The organism is Qipengyuania vesicularis, assembly GCF_019711415.1.
GTDB classification, from domain to species: Bacteria; Pseudomonadota; Alphaproteobacteria; order Sphingomonadales; family Sphingomonadaceae; genus Qipengyuania; species Qipengyuania vesicularis.
Genome location: NZ_JAIGNJ010000004.1, coordinates 138,779 through 159,093 on the forward strand (window position 1 = coordinate 138,779; position 20,315 = coordinate 159,093).

Annotated in this window: 16 protein-coding genes; 11 read left to right on the forward strand and 5 right to left on the reverse strand. The window is 63.0% G+C overall.

What is annotated here, in order from left to right; genetic code table 11:
* The first annotated feature begins 21 nt into the window (after positions 1-21).
* The 5 genes from rpoC (at position 22) to K3146_RS12610 (ending at position 11,232) form a co-directional block, all read left to right on the forward strand.
* Complete coding sequence (gene rpoC / locus K3146_RS12590) at positions 22-4,353, forward strand: DNA-directed RNA polymerase subunit beta' (RefSeq protein WP_221546661.1); 4,332 nt, start codon at positions 22-24, stop codon at positions 4,351-4,353.
* 425 nt (positions 4,354-4,778) lie between these two features.
* Positions 4,779-5,417: a PEPxxWA-CTERM sorting domain-containing protein gene (locus K3146_RS12595; protein WP_221546662.1), complete on the forward strand. Its 639-nt coding sequence runs from the start codon at positions 4,779-4,781 to the stop codon at positions 5,415-5,417.
* 223 nt (positions 5,418-5,640) lie between these two features.
* Positions 5,641-8,025 carry a putative bifunctional diguanylate cyclase/phosphodiesterase gene (locus tag K3146_RS12600; RefSeq protein ID WP_221546663.1) on the forward strand — a complete coding sequence of 795 codons (2,385 nt, stop codon included), beginning with the start codon at positions 5,641-5,643 and terminating at the stop codon, positions 8,023-8,025.
* A 104-nt stretch (positions 8,026-8,129) separates the two neighbouring features.
* Entirely contained in the window at positions 8,130-9,488 is a 1,359-nt protein-coding gene (gene gltX / locus K3146_RS12605; RefSeq protein ID WP_221546664.1) for a glutamate--tRNA ligase, read from the forward strand.
* Between the two features lie 34 nt (positions 9,489-9,522).
* Positions 9,523-11,232: a SulP family inorganic anion transporter gene (locus tag K3146_RS12610; RefSeq protein ID WP_221546665.1), complete on the forward strand. Its 1,710-nt coding sequence runs from the start codon at positions 9,523-9,525 to the stop codon at positions 11,230-11,232.
* 12 nt (positions 11,233-11,244) lie between these two features.
* Here K3146_RS12610 and pyk read toward each other — a convergent pair whose 3' ends face one another.
* A complete protein-coding gene (gene pyk, locus K3146_RS12615; protein ID WP_221546666.1) occupies positions 11,245-12,699 on the reverse strand; it encodes a pyruvate kinase in 1,455 nt (484 codons plus the stop codon).
* Positions 12,700-12,748: 49 nt separating this feature from the next.
* On the opposite strand from pyk, the gene K3146_RS12620 reads away from it, so the two are divergent.
* From K3146_RS12620 to K3146_RS12630, 3 genes are all read left to right on the forward strand, one after another.
* Entirely contained in the window at positions 12,749-13,060 is a 312-nt protein-coding gene (locus K3146_RS12620) for a DUF1244 domain-containing protein (RefSeq protein ID WP_221546822.1), read from the forward strand.
* Between the two features lie 80 nt (positions 13,061-13,140).
* Positions 13,141-13,377, forward strand: a complete 237-nt coding sequence (locus K3146_RS12625) for a DUF2312 domain-containing protein (protein ID WP_006833088.1) — start codon at positions 13,141-13,143, stop codon at positions 13,375-13,377.
* An 88-nt stretch (positions 13,378-13,465) separates the two neighbouring features.
* Positions 13,466-13,783, forward strand: a complete 318-nt coding sequence (locus K3146_RS12630) for a heavy metal-binding domain-containing protein (RefSeq protein ID WP_221546823.1) — start codon at positions 13,466-13,468, stop codon at positions 13,781-13,783.
* On the opposite strand, the gene trpS is transcribed toward K3146_RS12630, so the two are convergent.
* Genes trpS through secB form a run of 3 tightly spaced genes read right to left on the reverse strand, consistent with a single transcriptional unit; the run spans position 13,780 to position 16,972 of the window.
* Positions 13,780-14,796, reverse strand: coding sequence for a tryptophan--tRNA ligase (trpS, locus tag K3146_RS12635; protein ID WP_221546667.1), 1,017 nt, complete (start codon positions 14,794-14,796; stop codon positions 13,780-13,782). The genes K3146_RS12630 and trpS overlap by 4 nt on opposite strands.
* Positions 14,797-14,802: 6 nt before the next feature.
* Positions 14,803-16,419: a murein biosynthesis integral membrane protein MurJ gene (gene murJ, locus K3146_RS12640; RefSeq protein WP_221546668.1), complete on the reverse strand. Its 1,617-nt coding sequence runs from the start codon at positions 16,417-16,419 to the stop codon at positions 14,803-14,805.
* Positions 16,420-16,441: 22 nt separating this feature from the next.
* Positions 16,442-16,972 (reverse strand): protein-export chaperone SecB, encoded by a 531-nt coding sequence (secB, locus tag K3146_RS12645; protein ID WP_221546669.1) that lies wholly within the window; start codon positions 16,970-16,972, stop codon positions 16,442-16,444.
* 262 nt (positions 16,973-17,234) lie between these two features.
* Here secB and K3146_RS12650 point away from each other — a divergent pair, with 262 nt between their 5' ends.
* From K3146_RS12650 to K3146_RS12660, 3 genes are read left to right on the forward strand one after another with little or no spacing between them, the layout of a single operon-like run.
* Positions 17,235-17,894 carry a Tim44/TimA family putative adaptor protein gene (locus tag K3146_RS12650; protein WP_221546824.1) on the forward strand — a complete coding sequence of 220 codons (660 nt, stop codon included), beginning with the start codon at positions 17,235-17,237 and terminating at the stop codon, positions 17,892-17,894.
* A gap of 26 nt (positions 17,895-17,920) precedes the next feature.
* A complete protein-coding gene (gene mltA, locus K3146_RS12655; RefSeq protein ID WP_221546670.1) occupies positions 17,921-19,105 on the forward strand; it encodes a murein transglycosylase A in 1,185 nt (394 codons plus the stop codon).
* Positions 19,102-19,650 carry a Smr/MutS family protein gene (locus tag K3146_RS12660; RefSeq protein WP_221546671.1) on the forward strand — a complete coding sequence of 183 codons (549 nt, stop codon included), beginning with the start codon at positions 19,102-19,104 and terminating at the stop codon, positions 19,648-19,650. Before mltA ends, K3146_RS12660 begins: the two co-directional genes overlap by 4 nt.
* Here the strand turns inward: K3146_RS12660 and K3146_RS12665 are convergent.
* A complete protein-coding gene (locus K3146_RS12665; protein WP_221546672.1) occupies positions 19,634-20,242 on the reverse strand; it encodes a Pr6Pr family membrane protein in 609 nt (202 codons plus the stop codon). The genes K3146_RS12660 and K3146_RS12665 overlap by 17 nt on opposite strands.
* Between the last annotated feature and the right edge of the window lie 73 nt (positions 20,243-20,315).

Genomic DNA, 20,315 nt, shown 5'->3' on the forward strand with positions numbered 1-20,315 from the left:
TACCCCTTAGGGAATTAAGTCATGAACGAACTGACCAAATTCACCAACCAGCTCGCGAAGCCCGAAACCTTCGACGAGATCCAGATCGGTATCGCGAGCCCCGAGCGTATTCGCTCGTGGTCCTTCGGCGAAATCAAGAAGCCGGAAACGATCAACTATCGTACGTTCAAGCCCGAGCGTGACGGCCTGTTCTGTGCGCGCATCTTCGGTCCGGTGAAGGACTACGAATGCCTGTGCGGCAAGTACAAGCGCATGAAGTACAAGGGCGTCGTCTGCGAAAAGTGCGGCGTCGAAGTCACCGTGACCAAGGTCCGCCGTGAGCGCATGGGGCACATCGAGCTCGCCGCTCCGGTCGCGCACATCTGGTTCCTGAAGTCGCTGCCTTCGCGCATCGGCCTGCTGCTCGACATGCAGCTCAAGCAGCTTGAGCGCGTGCTCTACTTCGAAAGCTACATCGTCACCGAGCCGGGCCTCACCGCGCTTGAGAAGAACCAGCTTCTCACCGAAGACGAAATGCTCGAAGCGCAGGACGAGTATGGCGAAGATGCCTTCTCGGCCGACATCGGCGCATCGGCGGTCAAGACCATGCTCATGGATCTCGACCTCGAGCAGGAAAAGGAAGACCTGCTGGAAGAGCTCGCGACCACCAAGTCGAAGCTCAAGCCTGCCAAGATCATCAAGCGTCTGAAGGTCGTTGAGAGCTTCATCGAATCGGGCAACCGTCCCGAGTGGATGATCCTCGAAGTCGTGCCGGTCATTCCGCCCGAACTGCGCCCGCTCGTGCCGCTGGACGGTGGCCGTTTCGCAACCTCAGACCTCAACGACCTTTATCGTCGTGTGATCAACCGTAACAACCGTTTGAAGCGCCTCATGGAGCTGCGCGCGCCGGACATCATCGTCCGCAACGAAAAGCGCATGCTGCAGGAAGCCGTCGATGCACTGTTCGACAACGGCCGCCGTGGCCGCGTGATCACCGGTGCCAACAAGCGTCCGCTCAAGTCGCTGTCCGACATGCTCAAGGGCAAACAGGGCCGCTTCCGTCAGAACCTGCTCGGTAAGCGCGTCGACTATTCGGGCCGTTCGGTCATCGTGACCGGTCCCGAACTCAAGCTGCACCAGTGCGGCCTGCCGAAGAAGATGGCGCTCGAACTGTTCAAGCCGTTCATCTACGCCCGCCTCGATGCCAAGGGCCTCTCCATGACGCTCAAGCAGGCGAAGAAGTGGGTCGAGAAAGAGCGCAAGGAAGTCTGGGACATCCTCGACGAAGTCATTCGCGAGCACCCGGTTCTCCTGAACCGCGCACCGACGCTTCACCGTCTTGGCATCCAGGCCTTCGAGCCTGTGCTGATCGAAGGCAAGGCGATCCAGCTTCACCCGCTGGTCTGCGCCGCCTTCAACGCCGACTTCGACGGTGACCAGATGGCCGTTCACGTCCCGCTGAGCCTCGAGGCACAGCTGGAAGCACGCGTGCTGATGATGTCGACCAACAACATCCTCTCGCCCGCCAACGGCAAGCCGATCATCGTTCCTTCGCAGGACATGGTCCTCGGCCTCTATTACCTGTCGATGGAGCGTCAGGAAAAGACGCCCGAATATGTCGATGGCGACAAGAAGGGCGAGAAGCACGAGCGTCTGCCGATGTTCGCCGACATGGCCGAAGTTCACCAGGCTCTCGAAGTGAAGTCGGTTACGCTGCACTCGAAGATCATGGCGCGCGTTCCGCAGGCCGACGAGAACGGCAAGGTCGAAATGAAGCGTTTCGTCACCACGCCGGGCCGTATGCTCATCGGCGAATGCCTGCCGAAGAACCACAAGGTTCCTTTCGACATCGTCAACCGCCTGCTGACGAAGAAGGACATCGCCGACGTGATCGACGAGGTCTACCGTCACACCGGCCAGAAGGATACGGTGCTGTTTGCCGACGCCATCATGGTGCTGGGCTTCCGCCACGCGTTCAAGGCGGGCATCTCCTTCGGCAAGGATGACATGATCATCCCCGACAGCAAGGTGAAGATGGTCGAAGACACCAAGGCGCTGGTTGCCGATTACGAGCAGCAGTACCAGGACGGTCTCATCACCCAGCAGGAAAAGTACAACAAGGTCATCGACGCGTGGAGCCAGTGTGGCGACCGCGTAGCCGACGCCATGATGGAAGAGATCAAGTCGCAGCCGATCGACAAGGACGGCAAGGAAGCGCAGATCAACTCGATCTACATGATGTCGCACTCCGGTGCGCGTGGTAGCCCGGCGCAGATGAAGCAGTTGGCCGGTATGCGCGGCCTCATGGCCAAGCCTTCGGGCGAGATCATCGAGAACCCGATTATCTCGAACTTCAAGGAAGGCCTGAACGTCCTTGAATACTTCAACTCGACTCACGGTGCTCGTAAGGGTCTCGCGGATACCGCGTTGAAGACGGCGAACTCGGGTTACCTGACCCGCCGCCTGGTCGACGTGTCGCAGGACTGCGTCATCGTCGAAGAGGACTGCAAGACCGACAATGCGCTCGAAATGCGCGCCATCGTCCAGGGCGGTAGCGTTATCGCCTCGCTCGGCGAGCGCATCCTCGGCCGTACGGTTGCCGAAGACATCGTCAACGCCTCGACCGACGAAGTGATCGTCAAGGCCGGCACGCTCGTCGACGAGCCGATGGTCAAGGTCATCGAAGAAGCGGAAACGCAGGTCGCCAAGATCCGCAGCCCGCTGGTCTGCGAAGCCAAGCAGGGCGTTTGCGCCACCTGCTACGGCCGTGACCTTGCTCGCGGTACGCCGGTCAACATCGGTGAAGCTGTCGGCGTTATCGCCGCACAGTCGATCGGTGAGCCGGGCACGCAGCTGACCATGCGTACCTTCCACATCGGCGGTGCCGCACAGCTCAACGAGACTTCGCATCTCGAAGCCGTGTCGGACGGCAAGGTCGTCTATCGCGACATGCCCACCATTACCGACAAGAAGGGTCGTATCCTGTCGCTCGCCCGCAACGGCGAACTGGCGGTCATCGACTCCGAAGGTCGCGAACGCGAGATCCACAAGGTGCCTTACGGTACCGTGCTGATGCACAAGGATGGCGGCAAGGTGAAGGAAGGCGATCGTCTGGCAGAGTGGGATCCGTTCTCGCTGCCGATCATCACCGAACAGTCGGGCGTGGTCCGGTTCCAGGACCTCGTTGACGGTACCTCGATGGAAGAGCGCGTCGACGATGCCACCGGCATTGCCCAGCGTGTCGTTACCGAGATCCGCACCAGTGGTCGCGCGAAGAAGGAAGATCTGCGTCCGCGGCTTACCCTCTTCAACGATGCCGGCGACGATACGGAAGCCGCGCGCTACATGCTGGCGCCGGGTACCGCGCTGTCGGTCGAAGACGGTGCCGAAGTGCAGGCCGGTGACATCCTCGCCCGTGCATCGCGTGAAGCCGCAAAGACCCGCGACATCACCGGCGGTCTGCCGCGTGTTGCCGAACTGTTCGAGGCTCGCGTGCCGAAGGACAATGCGATCATCGCCAAGATTTCGGGCAAGATCGAATTCGTCCGCGAATACAAGGCCAAGCGCAAGATTGCGATCGTTCCCGAGGAAGGTGATGCAGTCGAATACCTGATCCCGAAGACCAAGATCATCGACGTTCAGGAAGGCGACTTCGTCAAGAAGGGCGACACGCTGATCTCGGGCTCGCCGAACCCGCACGACATCCTCGATGTCCTCGGGATCGAGGCGCTGGCCGAGTATCTCGTGAACGAAATCCAGGAAGTCTACCGACTGCAGGGTGTGAAGATCAACGACAAGCACATCGAGGTGATCGTTCGCCAGATGCTGCAGAAGGTCGAGATCACCGATGGTGGTGACACCGTGCTGCTGCCGGGCGAACAGGTCGACCTGGAAGAACTGAACGAGACCAATGCGAAGCTCGCGAAGAACAAGGCGCCTGCCGTTGGCACGCCGATCCTTCTCGGCATCACCAAGGCCTCGCTCCAGACGCGTTCGTTCATCTCGGCTGCCTCGTTCCAGGAAACCACCCGCGTGCTCACCCAGGCTTCGGTCGAGGGCAAGAAGGACACGCTGGTCGGTCTCAAGGAAAACGTCATCGTGGGCCGTCTCATCCCCGCCGGTACCGGCGCGGGCATGAACCGCATGCGCGTGACCGCCTCCAGCCGCGACGCCGCCTTGCGCGCACAGTGGAAGAAGGCGCAGGAAGCGATCATCGCGGCCAATACCGCAGAAGAAGAGCACGAGGCGGAACTCGCCCAGGGCCCGGAAGCTGCTATCGGCGACGATCCGCTGGCAGCGGTGGAAGGGGAAACCCACGGCACCGATGCCGATGCGGGCGACTACCTCAACGAAGAGGCGAAAGACGGCGAATAAGCCGACGGCCTATCGCATCCGATAGAGGGACCCGCCGGGCGAGAGCCTGGCGGGTTTCTTTTTGCGCAACATGGGGCACGCTGTTTGTCCCGTTTTGGGACATTAACCTTTCGATTAGCGGGTTTGGCCCGTTTCGCGGTTCCCCGCCTTGCATCGCAGTTAACTTAGGATTAACCTCCGTCCCAAACCAGCGCATACCATAAGACCGCTGGCATTCGACTCGGTTCGCAAATCAGGAGGGGTGCCGCCTCGCGGCACCGGGAAGCTGCGAATTATCGGCACTGTCCGGACCTTCTGATTTCATGAATGGGTGCGGGGGACACCCCGCTCCGTGTCTGTCCGGGGCTGCCTCAGGGGCGGACAGGCTGGGAAGCAGAGCATGAATTCGAGACCTGCCTCGGCGGGTCACTGCAAGGGGAGTTACTATGAGAAAACTTACGATCGCCGCAGCCTTGGTCGGTGCATCCATCGCCGCCTCGGCCAGCGCACACACCACCTCGCTCGGCTATGTCCCGGGTACCAACCCGGGCGAAGTCACCTTCTGGACTGGATCCTACGATCACCTTCAGGTCCCCGTGAATGAGGGTGTTTTCACGCTCATCGGCGTTACCGATCCCGGCTTCATCCAAGTGGTCAACGCCAATCTCGCGGGGCCTCAGGTCATTGCGCCGACCAACGTCATGCCCTCGGGTCTCATCGACGGAGTGAATAACTTCCATTGGGATACCAGCGGGTCTTTCGATGTTGGCAATTATGGTCTCTCGGCCAACAACAATGCGAGCTATGCGCCCGACTGGTGGCAGGGCATCACCTTCACCGGTCTTGCGGCGGGTGATTACATCTTCACCTGCGGCCAGACTTGCGGTGCCACCGTCCAATGGGAAACCTGGGGTCAGGAGGGCAATATTCCGATCACCCTCACCGGCCGTGATGTCGGCGGATCGGTTCCCGAGCCGTCCACCTGGGCCATGCTCCTGCTCGGCTTCCTCGGTATCGGCCTGACGCTGCGCCGCAACCAGGCAGCCGTCACCCGGGCAAAAGCGACCAAGGTCCGCTACGTCTAATTACCGACAGCCCTGCCCCGGCCCGACCAAGGCAACGAGGCAATGTGACAGGTTCGAAGGCCTCGTCGGAGCGATCCGGCGGGGCCTTTCGCTTGCGACCTGCATGCATCTGAAAACGGCCGCAACCTCGCCTTCCGCTTGACCGCATCCATCCGACGTTGCACGATTGGCGCTTGGCCGGAGGCTGTGGGGGTCGTCCGGCCGTGGGTAGCAGGGGAAAATCGTGTCGCGTCTTGAGACCGTGACCGTAGTTGAGCCGGACAAGGACGACGCTTTGGGCGACGACCCGCTGCAGCACCTGCTCCTCTATCGCCGCATCAAATCGCTGAGTTCCGGGGCGACGACGTCGCTCCTGCCGGCCTTTGCCTCGATATTCGCCTTGCTCTGGACCTTCTGGTTCGATGCGCCGCGACTGGTCATCCTCGTCTGGGCGCTCGCCCAGATCGCGCAGCTCTGCACATTCGTCTGGCTCGACAGGCAAGTCGATCTCGAGACGGCAACATCAGAGCAAATGCGCGTCCAATGGCGACGGATCCTGATCCTACAGGCCATCGGCAGCACGATCTGGTTCGTCGTGTTTCCTTACCTCGCCCTTTTCGCAGAGGGCTTGCAGATCGCTGTCCTCGCTGTGATCGGTACGGCAGTGCTCAGCGGAACCTTGCTGGTCCACCGCACTGCCCCGGAAGCGGCCATGTTCCACACGCTGACGATGGCGCCCTCGCTCGTCGTCTCCGCCTTCCTGATCGGATCCTGGGCTGCCTGGCCGACGATCCTGCTCTTCGGCGCCTTCGCCCTGGCGCTCGTTATCGAGGCGCGCACGCAGGAGATCGAATTCGTTGAGGCAGGCAAGGCGGAGATCGAGCGCCGCGAGAGCACGAGTACCGTGCGAATGCTGCTCAACGATTACGAGGAACAGTCGTCGGACTGCCTTTGGACGGTTGGTCCTCGCGGCAATATCCGCGACGTCAGCGAGCGCATGGCGAGAGCCCTGAAAAGCGATCCCGATGGTCTCGAAGGCACGCCATTCCTCGACGTATTCCTGCCCGGAGAAGAGCGCGATACGTTGGCTGCAAGGCTGATCGAACGCACACCCTTTCGCGATCTTCTGGTTCGCCTGAGGATCGAAGGGGACCTGCAGTACTGGCGCCTCTCGGCCCGGCCACGCGAAGACGGGCGAATGAGCGGCGTTGCGCGTGACGTGACGGCCGACCGCCTGATCGAAGAACGCGTCGCATTCATGGCGCATTATGACAACCTCACGGGCCTTGCGAACCGCTACCTCTTCAACGAGCGGCTGCGGTCTTTCACCGGCGAGAGCGCCTCGAAGGGGGCGAGCATTGCCCTGTTCTATCTCGACCTCGACGACTTCAAGGCGATCAATGACACGCGCGGCCATCTCGTCGGCGACCGCCTGCTGCGGGAGGTCGGTACGCGCCTCGAACAGGAAGTGCGCAGCGAAGACTTGGTCGCGCGTCTTGGCGGTGACGAATTTGCAGTGTTGATCGAAACGCGCGCTGGCGACGGCCTCCTCATCGAACGCGCCCACCGCTTCCTCTCGGTCGTCCGAGCCCCTTACGAAATCGAAGGGCAATCCTATCGCGTCTCGACGAGTGTCGGCGTTGCGCGCTGCACCGACGGCGATTGCGATGCAGAAGAGCTGATGCGCCGGGCCGATCTCGCGCTCTATGCGGCCAAGGAAAAGGGGCGCGACAATCTTGCGCTGTTCGAACCTGCGCTCGATCGTGCCGCGCGCGAGAGGCGGGAGATCGAGAGGGACCTCGGCGATGCCGTCGCACGCGGGCAGATGCGCATGCATTACCAGTCGATCGTCGATCTCGACACGGGCGCGACAACCGGCTTCGAGGCACTGCTGCGCTGGTACCACCCGCAGCGCGGTATCATCGGCCCGGCAGACTTCCTTCCCGTCGCGGAGGAGACGGGCATGATCCAGCAGCTGGGCGAATGGGTCATCCGCCAGTCACTCGCCGATGCGGCCGCCATGCCTGGCAACTTCCGCATCGCGATCAATCTCTCGCCCACCCAGGTCAAGAACCCGAACCTGGTCGCGACCGTCGCCCAGGCAATCCACGCGACCAATATCGCGCCCGAACGCGTCGAGCTCGAGATTACCGAGCACGTATTGATGGACCAGGGCGAGGCAGGACATTCCACGCTGCTGCGCTTGCGCGAACTGGGTGTGCGCGTTGCGCTCGATGATTTCGGGACCGGCTATTCCTCGCTCGGATACTTGCGACGGTTCCCATTCGACCGGATCAAGATCGATCGCAGCTTTGTGACCGATGTCATCAAGGACATGGGCAGCCAAGCGATCATCTCGAGCATCACCAGGCTCGCCGACGCGCTCGGCATGGATACGACGGCCGAGGGAATCGAAAGCCAGGCGCAGCTTGACCTGCTGCGCAAGCTCGGCGTGCAGGAGGCGCAGGGTTTCCTGATCGCCAAGCCGGTTCCGCCCGAAGAGATCGGCTCCGAGGGCGTGGAGCGATCGAACGTTGCCCCCGATCCTGAACTTGGTGATGAATTCCTGACGTATCGCAAGAAGCGTGAAGCGGAGACTGTGCGTCGCAATGACCAGAACGTCGCGTGAATCGCGGGGCAGTTCCGGGGTCATGGCCCTTCGACTTTCGCAAAATGCCTGCAGAGTAACCCTGTTCTCGCAATAGGCCCGCGCGCCTGCTATCGGCGCGCTCCATGACCACGATTACGCGTTTCGCCCCGTCACCTACGGGGCGCCTCCATGTCGGCAATATTCGCACGGCGCTGCACAACTGGCTGCTGGCACGGAAGGCTGGCGGTCGCTTCCTGCTGCGAATCGACGATACCGACGCTGAACGCAGCCGGGACGAATTCGTCGAGGCGATCCGCGAGGATCTCGCCTGGCTGGGGCTCTCGCCCGACGCGGAAGAGCGCCAGTCGCAGCGGATGGACAAGTACGAGGCGGCCTTCGACGCTCTGAAGGCGGTAGGGCGGGTCTATCCCGCCTATGAGACCGCGCAGGAACTGGAGCTCAAGCGCAAGATCCAGTTGAGTCGAGGCCTGCCTCCGATCTACGACCGCGCGTCGCTCAGGCTGACAGCGGATGAGCGCGCAGCGAAGGAAGCGGAGGGTGTTGCCCCTCACTGGCGTTTCAAACTCGATCACGAGGAGCCGATCCGCTGGGAAGACGGCGTTCGCAGGATGCAGAAGTTCGACCCGGCGCAGCTTTCCGATCCTGTCATACGCCGCGCCGACGGTAGCTGGCTCTACATGCTACCAAGCGCGGTCGACGATCTCGATATGGGCGTAACCGACGTGCTTCGCGGAGAGGACCACGTTTCGAATACTGCCGTTCAAATTCAGATGTTTACCGCGCTGATTGCTGCGCAATATCCGGCGCAGCATATTCCGCGCTTTGCGCATGAGGCGCTTCTCGTCGGGAAGGAAGGCAAACTCTCGAAGCGGCTAGGATCGCTGGGCTGCGATGCTTTCCGCGAGCGCGGGATCGAGCCCGAAGCGCTGATCGCGCTGCTGGCGCGGCTCGGCACTTCGCAACCGGTCGAGCCGATCGCGGATCGGACGCATCTTGTAGAAACCTTCGACTTGTCGACCTTCGGACGCGCGCCTGCGAAATTCGACGATACCGAGCTGGAAAGGCTCAATGCCGCGATTGTCCACTCGATGGACTTTGCGAAGGTAGCCGACCGTCTGCCCAAAGGGATGGACGAGGCGGGCTGGCACGCCGTGCGGCCGAACCTGTCGCATGTCGGTGAGGTGGAAGACTGGTGGAAGCTGGTCACCGGCCCGATCGAACAGCCGGAGTTCTCCGATGAGGATCGCGCCTATCTTGCGCAGGCCGGGGAGGCTCTCGAGTGGGGTGAAGATCCCTGGCACGCGCTCACCGGAAAGCTGAAGGAAACGACCGGTCGCAAGGGCAAGGCTTTGTTCCTACCACTGCGCCAGGCGCTCACCGGGATGGACCACGGCCCCGACATGGCAGAACTGCTGCCGCTGATCGGCGAGAAGGAAGCTCGCGCCCGTCTGGAACGGGCAGGCACACCCCCGCGTTCATAGGCAAGGGCCGACACAGTAAGGGGACAATTCAATAATGGCAGGCGAAGCGCTGGTCCCCGGCACGCGATGGCTGGCCGCCGCTTCGCCCACGAGCGGAATGAAGGACGCGATCGCCGGTCTCGTGCTGTCGATCCTGCTCGTTCCGCAGGCCATGGCCTATGCGCAGCTGGCCGGTCTTCCGCCGCAGATGGGTCTCTTTGCTGCACTGACCCCACCGCTGCTCTACCTGTTCTTCGGCACGAGCCCATTCGTCTCCGTTGGCCCTGTCGCGCTCGTATCGCTGGTGATCGGGGAGGCGGTCGGCGGAGGATCGTTAGCCCCGCAGACAGGCGCGGCGGTTATCGCGATCGAGGCGGGAATCCTGTTGCTCCTGCTCGGGGGTTTTGGATTGGGGCGTCTCGTCAATTTCATCAGCGAACCGGTCCTGCTCGGCTTCACTGCCGCAGCAGCGGTGCTCATCGCCGCCAGCCAGTTGCCGACATTGCTCGGAATCGATGTCGCGCGCGCCGGAAACTTGCCCGAAGCGGTGTCCGCCTTGTGGCAGGGCATGGAGGGCTTGCAGCCAACGACCGCCCTGATCGGCGCTGCAGCGCTCGCTGCGCTGCTCATTGCCAATCGCTATGCTGCACCGCTGCTCTGGAAGATCGGGGTACGCCCCCCCTTCCGCCTCGCGCTGGCCAAGTCTCTTCCGCTGTTGGTGATCGTGGTTGCGGCAATTGCAGCTATGTCAGTCCCCGCAGATGTGCCGACGGTCGATGCGATCAGGGGGGGGCTGCCGTCTCCATTCATCGATTTCCCGCCACTCGCGACTTGGATATCGCTGCTGCCCAGTGCCCTGGCAGTTGCCATCATCATCTTCGTAACTGCTACCGCAGTGGCAAAGGCGCTTGCCGGAGAAGACCGCAGCGATCTCGACACGAGCCGCGAGGCCGTTGCGCTTGGCGCCGGCAATGTCGCCGCAGCCTTGAGCGGAGGCTATGCAGTCGGGGCCAGCCTCAGTCGTTCGGCGCTCGTGCGCGACAGTGGCGGGCGAACGCCGCTCGCCTCGGTGGTCGCCTCGCTGGCAATCATCGCGGTGCTATTCCTGCTTGCTCCGCTGCTAGTCTACCTGCCCGAGACGGCCTTGGCCGCGCTGGTCATCAGCGCAGTCTTCGGTCTCGTGAACCTACGCGAAATCGGAGCAGTGTGGAGCCACGACAGGGTCGAGGCGGCGATCATCCTTGCCGCCTTTCTCGCCACCCTCGCATTCGGGGTCCGGCTGGGCCTTGCGATCGGTGCGCTGCTCGGCCTTGCGCATTATCTCTGGTTCACCTCCGTCCCGCGCGTCACCCGCATCGGCACTGACGATGGCGGCGTGAGCTACCGCTCGGTCGAGCGCGACGATGTCGAATTGACCACGCTGCCCTGCCTGATCGTCCGGATCGATCGCTCGATCTATTTTGCCAACGCGGCCTATTGCGAGGAGCAGATCTTCAGGCAGCTATCGCGTCACGACAAGGTGACGAGCCTGGTGCTCGACATGAGCGCGGTCAACGATATCGACGCGAGCGGGGTGGCAATGCTGCGCAGGGTCGTGCAGCGGCTGAAATCCATGGGCATCGCCTTGCATTTCGCCGCCCAGCACCAGCCCATCGCCGATAGCCTGGCCGGACTGGACAGCGAGGTCTGCCAGATTCACCGTACCGTGGGTCATGCCGTCGAGCGCTGCGGCGTCCACGTCGAGCGCGAGATCGCGCCGACCTGAAGCAGGCTCTTGCTAGCCTGCGTGCTTCTTCAACTCGTCGCCGCTTATGGTGACGACATGCATGAGATTGGTCGAACCGGGCGTACCGAAGGGGACACCGGCGAGCGCGACCAGCTTGCTGCCGGCCTTGCCGAAGCCGTGGCGCAGCGCCATGCGCTTGCCCTTGGCAATCATCTCTTCGAAGCTGCCGATGTCCTTGGTGGCCACGGCATGCGCGCCCCATAGCAGCGCAAGACGGCGCGCGGTGGTCATACTGGGGGTCAATACCAGCATCGGAACGCTCGGCCGCTCGCGAGCCACGCGGCGCGCGGTCGAACCGCTGCCGGTGAACACGGTGATGGCTTCAATCGCGACCGTGTCGGCCACGGTCATGCAGGCATGGGCCAGCGCATCGGCAGTCGTGCTGTCGGGCGGCGTGTCGAGGAACCGTACACGCTCGAGATAGGCCTCGTCGCCTTCCACCTGCCGCGCAATGCGATGCATGATGGTGACTGCCTCTTCGGGCCACTCGCCGGCCGCAGTCTCGGCCGACAACATCACCGCATCGGCTCCGTCATAGACCGCATTGGCGACGTCCGACACTTCGGCACGGGTCGGGGCAGGGCTCTCGATCATGCTCTCGAGCATCTGGGTCGCAACGATCACCGGCTTGCCGGCAGTACGCGCCATATTGACGATGCGTTTCTGCAGCGGCGGCACTTCCTGCGGTTCGAGCTCGACGCCCAGATCGCCGCGCGCGACCATGATACCGTCGGACATCTCGATGATCTCGTCGAGGCGGCGCACCGCCATGGGCTTCTCGATCTTGGCGCACAGCGCGCCCTTGCCGCCCATCAGCCTGCGCGCTTCGGCAAGGTCTTCGGGGCGCTGGACGAAGGAGAGGCCAATCCAGTCCACCCCCTGGCTCATCGCGAAGGCGAGGTCCTTGCGGTCCTTGTCGGTCAGCGCGGGGATGGGGACCTCGGCATCGGGCACGTTGACGCCCTTGCGGTCGGAGATGACCCCGCCGACTTCGGCCGAGCACTGGATTTCGTTCTCGTCCGCGCGGATCACCTTGAGGCGGATCTTGCCGTCGTTGATCAGCAGGCGCTGGCCCTTCTCGAGCAGGCCGAAGAGTTCGGGATGCGGCAGTTCGACGCGCGATTCGTCGCCCGGCTCGGGGTTGCGGTCGAGCGTGAAATGGCCCGAGTGCCGGATGACCGCCTTGCCATCCTTGAACTTGCCCACGCGCAGCTTGGGGCCTTGGAGGTCGGCGAGGATCGCGATCGGGCGGTGGAATTCCTTTTCAAGCCCGCGAATGGCCTTGATCGTCTGTTCGTGATCGGCATGTTCGCCGTGGCTCATGTTGACGCGAAAGGCGTCGACACCGGCCCTGAACAGGCGCGCGAGCATCTTGGGCGACCGGCTGGCCGGGCCCACCGTGGCGAGGATCTTGACCTTGCGGCCTCTCGGGTCGAGCTTTTGCATGGACAACGCCTATGGCAGAGCCGTGCGGCAACTCAAGGACAACTATGTGATGGATACGAATACAGACCGGCTCGAAGAACTGGACGATGCCGTAGCGGCACAGGCGTTTCGGCGACTGGTCCGGCATCTGCAGCACCGGCACGATGCGCAGAATATCGACCTGATGGGGCTGGCGGGATTCTGCCGCAACTGCCTCGCCGACTGGATCAGGGATGCCGGCTTCGAGGGCGACAAGTCGGCGGCGCGCGAGGTGATCCACGGCATGCCGCAGGACGAGTGGAAGGCGACTCGCCAGTCCCCCGCCACCGAAGAGCAACTGGCGCGCATGGAGGCCAGTATCGCGAAAAATCGCGTGGACTAGCGAGTCGCTGCCTTCACCCCGAGGGGCGCTCTGGCTATCGAGCCGTCAACCGATTCTCATTTCATTGGAGCAATACACCCATGGCTGAAGCCACCGACGACCGCCTGCGCCTGCTGATCGAGCGCATCGAACGCCTCGAAGAAGAAAAGAAGGGCATCGCCGACGACATCCGCGACGTTTACGCCGAGGCCAAGGCCGTGGGTTACGACACCAAGATCATGCGCCAGATCATCAAGCTGCGTAAGATGAAGCCCGATGAGCGGAGCGAGCAGGAAACCATCCTCGACACCTACAAGGCCGCGCTTGGCATGGGTTGATTTCCTCCGCGCGCGTCCTATCTGAGTAATACACTAAAATTCAGCGGAGGACTTCCCCATGCCCGGACCCTGGAAAGATGCGCGCGGCATCATCGTCACCACTACTCCCACGATCGAGGGGCGGCCGATCCAGGACTATCTGGGCATCGTGACAGGCGAGGTGATCGTGGGCGCAAACCTGTTCCGCGACCTCTTCGCCAATATCCGCGACATCGTGGGTGGCCGCTCGGGCAGCTACGAACGCATCCTTGCCGATGCACGCCAGCAGGCCATCGAGGAACTGCAGGCCGAATGCGCCACTCGCGGCGGCAATGCCGTGGTCGCCATCGACCTCGATTACGAGGTGATTGGCGACACCGGATCGATGCTGATGGTTTCGGCCAGCGGGACCGCGGTCAAGATCTAACCGCGTACGAGGCCCAGCGCTTCGTAGGTCTTCGCCAGCGTAGGAACCGCGATCTCGCGCGCCTGCGAAGCGCCGCGAGCGAGGATGGCATCCAAGGCCTCGCGGTCTTCCAGCAGCTCGATGAAGCGAGCTGAAATCGGACGCAGGGTTTCTACCAGCAGTTCACCCAGCACGGGCTTGAACTTGCCGAAGCCTTCGCCGCCGAAATCCTTCAGGACACCCTCGACATTGCCATCGGTCAGCGCGGCGTAGATGGTCACGAGGTTGAGCGCTTCGGGGCGATCCTCCAGACCCTTCTCTTCACTCGGCAAGGGCTCTGGGTCGGTCTTCGCTTTCTTGACCTTCTTCATCACCTCATCCGCATCGTCGGAGAGGTTGATGCGGCTCATGTCGCTGGGATCCGACTTGCTCATCTTGGCCGCGCCATTGCGCAGGCTCATGATGCGCGCGGCCTGCGGTGGCACGATCGGATCGGGCAGGGTGAAGACCGGCGCGTCCTCGGAAGCGAAGTCGTTGTTGAATTTCTGCGCAATGTCACGCGCCAGTTCGAGGTGCTGCTTCTGGTCTTCGCCCACGGGCACATGCGTCGCCTGGTACAGCAGCACGTCGGCGGCCTGCAGCACCGGATAGGTGAACAGCGCGACCGACTGGCCTTCGCGATTCTTGCCCGCCTTGTCCTTCCACTGGGTCATGCGGTTGAGCCAGCCCATCCGCGCGGTACCGCCAAGGAGCCATTGAAGTTCGGCATGCTGGGGGACCTGCGCCTGGTTGAACAGGACCGAGCGCGAGGGATCGATGCCGCAGGCGACCAGCGCAGCGGCCATCTCCAGCGTGCCCTTCTTCAACTCCGCAGGATCATGCGGCATCGAGATGGCGTGGAGATCGGCGAGGAAGAACAGGCACTGCTCGCCGTCGCCCATGCCATCCTGCATGCGCACCCAGTTGCGGATCGCCCCCAGGTAATTGCCGAGGTGGAGATTGCCGGTGGGCTGGATGCCGGAAACAACGCGCATGACTAGTTACGGAGCTTTCTTCTTGGTGAGGGCAGCGATACGCTGCCTGTCGATGGCGCCGACTGCGAACGCCACCCCGAAATAGACCACGGCCGAACAGGAAACGAGCACGAGGACAGCGCCCAGTCGCTCGAACAGTCCGGCCGAGTACCAGCCGGTTAGCAAATCGCGCGCGAACCACAAGGCACCGCCCATGGCAGCGGCCGCGATGAGCTGGCGCGCGACGCGGCCAAGGAGCGCCAACGGCACGGTGTAGTACCCGCGCCTAACCAGCACGGCGTAGAGGTAGCCGACATTGATCCACGCCCCGATCACGCTGGCCGCTGCAATGCCTGGCACGCCGTAGCCGAGTGGCTCGATCGTGATACCAGGGAGCGAGAGCCCGATATTCCAGACACAGCTCACGACGAAAACGAACAGCGAGATGAAGGCTGCGACGACCGGGGTCTTGGTGTCCGACCGGGCGTAGAAATTGGGTACCAGCACTTTCACCAGCACATATGCCGGCAGGCCGAGGACCAGCACGGCGAGGACTGCGCCCGCCGCATTCGCGTCCTCCATGGTAAAGCGTCCGCCCTGGAAGAGCATGGTGATGAAAGGGGTGGCGCAGATAGCCAGCGCTACTGCCGCCGGGATGGTGAGCAGCATGGAGAGCTCGATGGCGTCCGACTGGATGCGGTCCGCGCCTTCCTTGTTGTTGCCGCCGACGAACTTGGAGAGCGTCGGCAGGATTGCTGTCGACAGCGCGATCCCGATGATGCCGAGCGGCAGCTGGTTGAGCCGGTCGGCATAGTTCATGTGGCTGACCGAGCCGGTCGCCAGCTGGTTGAGGAAGTAGAGCTGGACCAGCGTGTTGATCTGGTAGGCGCCACCGCCGATCGCAGCGGGAAGGGCAATGATCGACAGGCGCTTCACCTCGGGCGTGATCCGCGGCCACAGGACGCGGGGCCGGAAGCCTTCCACCCGGGTCCAGGTGTAGAGCCACAGGAGCTGCAACAGGCCCGCTACAGGTACGGCCCAGGCAATGACAAAGCCGACCTGCTCGACACTCCAGCCAAACTGGCTTGCGGCGTAGTCTCCTCCGAGCAAGGCTGTGATCAGCACGAGGTTGAGGATGATCGGGAAGCTGGCCCCCGGCGCGAACCTGCTGACCGAGTTGAGCATGCCGGTGAACAGCGTCACCAGGCTGACCAGCAGGATGTAAGGGAACATGATCCGCGCAAAGGCGACGGCAATGTCGAACTCGGCCGGGTCGATCGGCTTGTCGGCCAGCAGCCAGATCACGGCCGGCATGGCCAGCATCATCACTGCGCACAGCAGGATGAGGATGGGCAGGAATATGCTCAGCACATCGTCGGAGAAACTGCGGGCGCTTTCCAGCCCGGTTTCAGCGTCTTTGGCACCATGAAGGCGCTTGGAAAACATCGGCACGAAGGCGGCCGAGAAGGCGCCTTCCGCAAAAAGCCGGCGGAAGACGTTGGGAATAATGAAAGCCTGGAACCACGCGTCGGTCACCGCATTGGCGCCGAGCACGCGGCTGAAGATCATTTCGCGCGCCATGCCGGCGACGCGGCTCACCATGGTGAGCGATCCGATCGTCCCGACATGTTTGAGCAGGCTCATCGCCTATCGGGTCGCTTTTGCGTCAGGCGTTGCCGGTCGGCGCGGGGGCGCCTTCGCCCTGCTGCGCCGCACGGGCCTGGAGCTGCTGCTGGTAGAGAGCGCCGAAGTCCATCGGATCGAGCAGCAGCGGCGGGAAGCCCGCATCGCGCACGGCATCCGAAATGATCGCGCGGGCGAAGGGGAAGAGCAGGCGCGGCGTTTCCGCGAACAGGAAGGCGTGCGTCGCATCCTCGGGCACATTACGGATTCCGACGAGGCCGGCATAGGCCAGCTCGACGAGGTAGAGATTGCCCTGGCTGCCATCGGCGCGAGCGGTGACCTTCAACTCGACTTCATGGACGTCGTCGGCGACCTTCTCGGCTGCGATGTTGACCTGCACGTCGACCCGCGGCTGCTCGTTCCACTGGTAGCTCTTGGGCGCATTCGGGTTTTCGACCGAAAGGTCCTTGATGTACTGGTTGAGCAGGCCAACCGTCGGGCGATTGTCTGCGCCATTCGCGCCGGCTGCGGGATCCATGTTGAGGTCGGTCAGAACGTCGTTTTCGTCGGCCATCGGGCTATCACTTCTTTCGTAGGTCGATTCGCTGGTCCCGGGCCAAGACATGCCGCCCGGAATGGTTCGGCGCGCGCCTAGCACCCCCGGCCACACGTAGCAATGTGCGAGGGGGCACGGTATTCCGGCGTATTCACCGTTCGACACATCCCAATCGGTTCATTGCCCGTTTGTAATTCGTACCTATCTAGGGCAGTGAAGATGGAACTGCCTCGCCATTCGGTGCGTAGGCAGGACGAAACATATGAATGGACCAATCCTTGTGATTACCGAGATCGTCATCCTCGCAGCCATTGCCGCATTCTTGGGGCTACGGCTCTATTCCGTGCTTGGCGAACGCTCGGAGCATGAAGAAGAGCCTGCGCGCCATCGCTTCGATGCGCCCGACAACCAGGTCACGTCGGCTGCCGACCGTCAGGTTGCGCCGGTGCGTGAGCCCGTGCGCCTGCGCAACGTGGACAACGTCTCGTCTGCCAATGAATCGGCCATCCGCGCCATTGCCAGTGCCGATCCGCGGTTCGACCTTCTGGCGTTCCTCGAAGGCGCCAAGGCAGCTTATGGCATGATCCTCGAAGCTTTCTGGCAGGGCGACAAGGAAACGCTACGCGACCTCACCGACGATGATGTCTATGCCGGTTTCTCCGCCGCCATCGACGCGCGCGAGGAAGCGGGGCAGACGCTCGACAATCGCCTGATCCGGATCGAGGACGCCACCGTCCACGCTGCAGAGCTCGACAAGAAGACCGCGCGCATTTCAGTCCTGTTTGTATCGGACATCGCCTCGGTAACGCGTGACAAGGATGGCAATGTCATCGCCGGTTCGCTCGACGATGCCGTCGAAAGCCGCGACATCTGGACCTTCATGCGCAATGTCGATGCGATGGATCCGAACTGGGTGCTCGACGAAACCGACCAGGGCTGACGCCCGGAAACTACGCCGGAGGAAACATGCACCGTTTCGCCGGGCTGATAGCAGCCTTCAGCCTCGCGGGATGTGCCTCTATTCCCGAACCACGCCCGCCGCAGGACGCGGGCGTGGTCGAACAACCCGAACCAATCCCCGCCGACAATGCGCTCGCGGCTGGTCTGACACCCGGCCCCGCGATCGAGACGATGCCCTTCGCCTCGTTCGATGCGACACCCGCGCTCGCTGCCTTTCGCCGATCCTGCGCCAAGATACTCTTTCGCGACGATTCCAGCGGACTGACCCGCCGTGTCGACTGGCAGGCACCCTGCGGTGCTGCAGAAAACTGGACTGGCGACCCCGCGGACTTCTTCCGCACCCAGTTCGAGACCGCCGTCGTTGGTGACGGCAGTGCCTTTGCGACCGGCTATTACGAACCAGAGATCCTCGGCAGCCGCACCCGCCAGCCGGGCTACGACGTTCCCGTTTATGCAATGCCCGACGATCTTGAGCGGGCCTGGACTGCCAGCACCCCAGAGAGCGAGCGGACCGGCAGGCCCCCTCTCGGTCGCTACAACGAGGCAGGCGAGTTCGTGCAATATTACGAGCGCGCCGAGATCAAGGCTGGCGCGCTTGCAGGCAAGGTCCCGGTGATCGCCTGGGCTGCCGACCCTGTCGAGTTTTTCTTCCTCCAGATCCAGGGCAGCGGCCTGCTGCGTCTCCCCGATGGCGAGGTCATGCGTATCGGCTATGCCGGTCAGAATGGACGCGAGTATGTCGCCATTGGCCGGCCCATGCGCGAGCAGGGGATGATCGGCGACGGCACGCCCTATCCCACATCGATGCAGGGTATCATCTCCTGGCTCCGCGACCATCCGGAAGAGGCCGATGCGATCCTCGATCTCAACAAGAGCTGGATATTCTTCCGCGAGCTGGACACCGAGGGTCCGCTGGGTTCGCTCGAAGTACCGGTCTTTCGCCAAGACAGCGTGGCGGTGGATCCCAAGTTCGTGCCCTATGGCGCACCGGTCTGGCTCCATATGGAGGCCGATGTCGCCGACGGGCTGTGGATCGCTCAGGATACGGGCGGGGCGATCAAGGGCGCAAACCGCTTCGATACCTTCTGGGGCAATGGCGCGGATGCGCGCGAGATTGCCGGGCAGATGAGCAGCCGCGGCAAGGCCTACCTCCTGCTCCCCAAGGGCACGCTCGCCCGCCTGAAGCCATGAGCGCGCCGCGCGGCCTGTCGGCGGAAGAAGCCGAAGCCTGGGAAAAGGTCGCCGCAACGGTGAAGCCCATGCACACGCAGCCGAAGGCAGTCCGAGCCATTGAGAAGCCCGAACCGATCATGCCCAAGAAGGTGGCGGTAAAGGCGCATACCCCGCGCCCCATCGCGAGACCTTCGGCGCGTCCCGGCACAAGCGCGCAAAACAATCTCGACGGTCAATGGGACAGGAAATTGAAGTCCGGCGCCGTCCAGCCCGACTTCACGCTCGACCTCCACGGACACAATCTCGATGAAGCCTACAATCGCCTGATCAGCGGGGTGGCGCAGGCGCGGGCCATGGGCGCGCGTACGATCCTGCTGGTGACCGGCAAGCCGCGCCCGGTCGACCCTGCGGACAGGGGTAGCAAGCGCGGTGCTATCCGCGCCAAGGTGCTGGACTGGCTCGCGGCCTCGAGCCACCATTCCGCCATCGCTGCCGTGCGACGCGCGCATCTCCGCCACGGCGGCGACGGTGCGCTTTACATCGTGCTCAGGCGCGAGCGGTAATGAGCTTGCGGGTGCCCATGAGAAGGGCGCCGAAGGCCATGAAAACGAGGCCGAGCCCGGCGACGTTGAGCAGCAGCTGCGGCCAGCCCAATGCTGGCAGGTCGAGGAAAAAGTACGGATAGAAATCGGTCGCGGCACCGACGATCAGCGCGAAACCGGTGTAGAGGACGGGGACCGCGATGACGACCGGCAGCGAGCGCCAGCCACTTGCCTTCGCGCCTGAGAATGCAAGCCACCAGAAGACAGTGGCGAGCGGCACAACCGTGTGGTGCATCTGGTTTGTATACCAGTCCCAGCCGACCGGATGATGGTCAGCCGAGAGCAGCAGGTGGTAGACGATCCCTACCATCGCCAACGCCGTTGCCAGCGCAAAGGCGATCCGGGAATCGAGCTTGCCGTGTAGCGCCACCCAGCCGAGCAGCAGCGCCGCAGCCAGATTGCTCCAGATGGTGAAGTACCTCAGCATCAGGGCGAGATTGACGAGCGGGTTGTCCCCCTCGTTGATGACGGTCTGCGCGGCGATGGCGCAAAAGGCCGCGATGGAGATAGCGCCCGCGACCTGGCGCGATGTCTTGGAGTGCGTGACGATCATGACCGCCTCCTAGCGGCGCGGCGTCGTGGAGCATAGCCACCAAAAAAGCCCCCGGCGTTTCCACCGAGGGCTT

Excerpts from the sequence above, each read along its gene's own strand:
- K3146_RS12625 (WP_006833088.1), top strand. The coding sequence starts at position 13,141 with ATGGCTGAAGCCACCGACGACCGCCTGCGCCTGCTGATCGAGCGCATC.
- K3146_RS12660 (WP_221546671.1), top strand. The coding sequence starts at position 19,102 with ATGAGCGCGCCGCGCGGCCTGTCGGCGGAAGAAGCCGAAGCCTGGGAA.
- pyk (WP_221546666.1), bottom strand. The coding sequence starts at position 12,699 with ATGCAAAAGCTCGACCCGAGAGGCCGCAAGGTCAAGATCCTCGCCACG.
- K3146_RS12620 (WP_221546822.1), top strand. The coding sequence starts at position 12,749 with ATGGATACGAATACAGACCGGCTCGAAGAACTGGACGATGCCGTAGCG.
- secB (WP_221546669.1), bottom strand. The coding sequence starts at position 16,972 with ATGGCCGACGAAAACGACGTTCTGACCGACCTCAACATGGATCCCGCA.
- K3146_RS12610 (WP_221546665.1), top strand. The coding sequence starts at position 9,523 with ATGGCAGGCGAAGCGCTGGTCCCCGGCACGCGATGGCTGGCCGCCGCT.
- trpS (WP_221546667.1), bottom strand. The coding sequence starts at position 14,796 with ATGCGCGTTGTTTCCGGCATCCAGCCCACCGGCAATCTCCACCTCGGC.
- mltA (WP_221546670.1), top strand. The coding sequence starts at position 17,921 with ATGCACCGTTTCGCCGGGCTGATAGCAGCCTTCAGCCTCGCGGGATGT.
- K3146_RS12665 (WP_221546672.1), bottom strand. The coding sequence starts at position 20,242 with ATGATCGTCACGCACTCCAAGACATCGCGCCAGGTCGCGGGCGCTATC.
- murJ (WP_221546668.1), bottom strand. The coding sequence starts at position 16,419 with ATGAGCCTGCTCAAACATGTCGGGACGATCGGATCGCTCACCATGGTG.
- K3146_RS12595 (WP_221546662.1), top strand. The coding sequence starts at position 4,779 with ATGAGAAAACTTACGATCGCCGCAGCCTTGGTCGGTGCATCCATCGCC.
- gltX (WP_221546664.1), top strand. The coding sequence starts at position 8,130 with ATGACCACGATTACGCGTTTCGCCCCGTCACCTACGGGGCGCCTCCAT.
- rpoC (WP_221546661.1), top strand. The coding sequence starts at position 22 with ATGAACGAACTGACCAAATTCACCAACCAGCTCGCGAAGCCCGAAACC.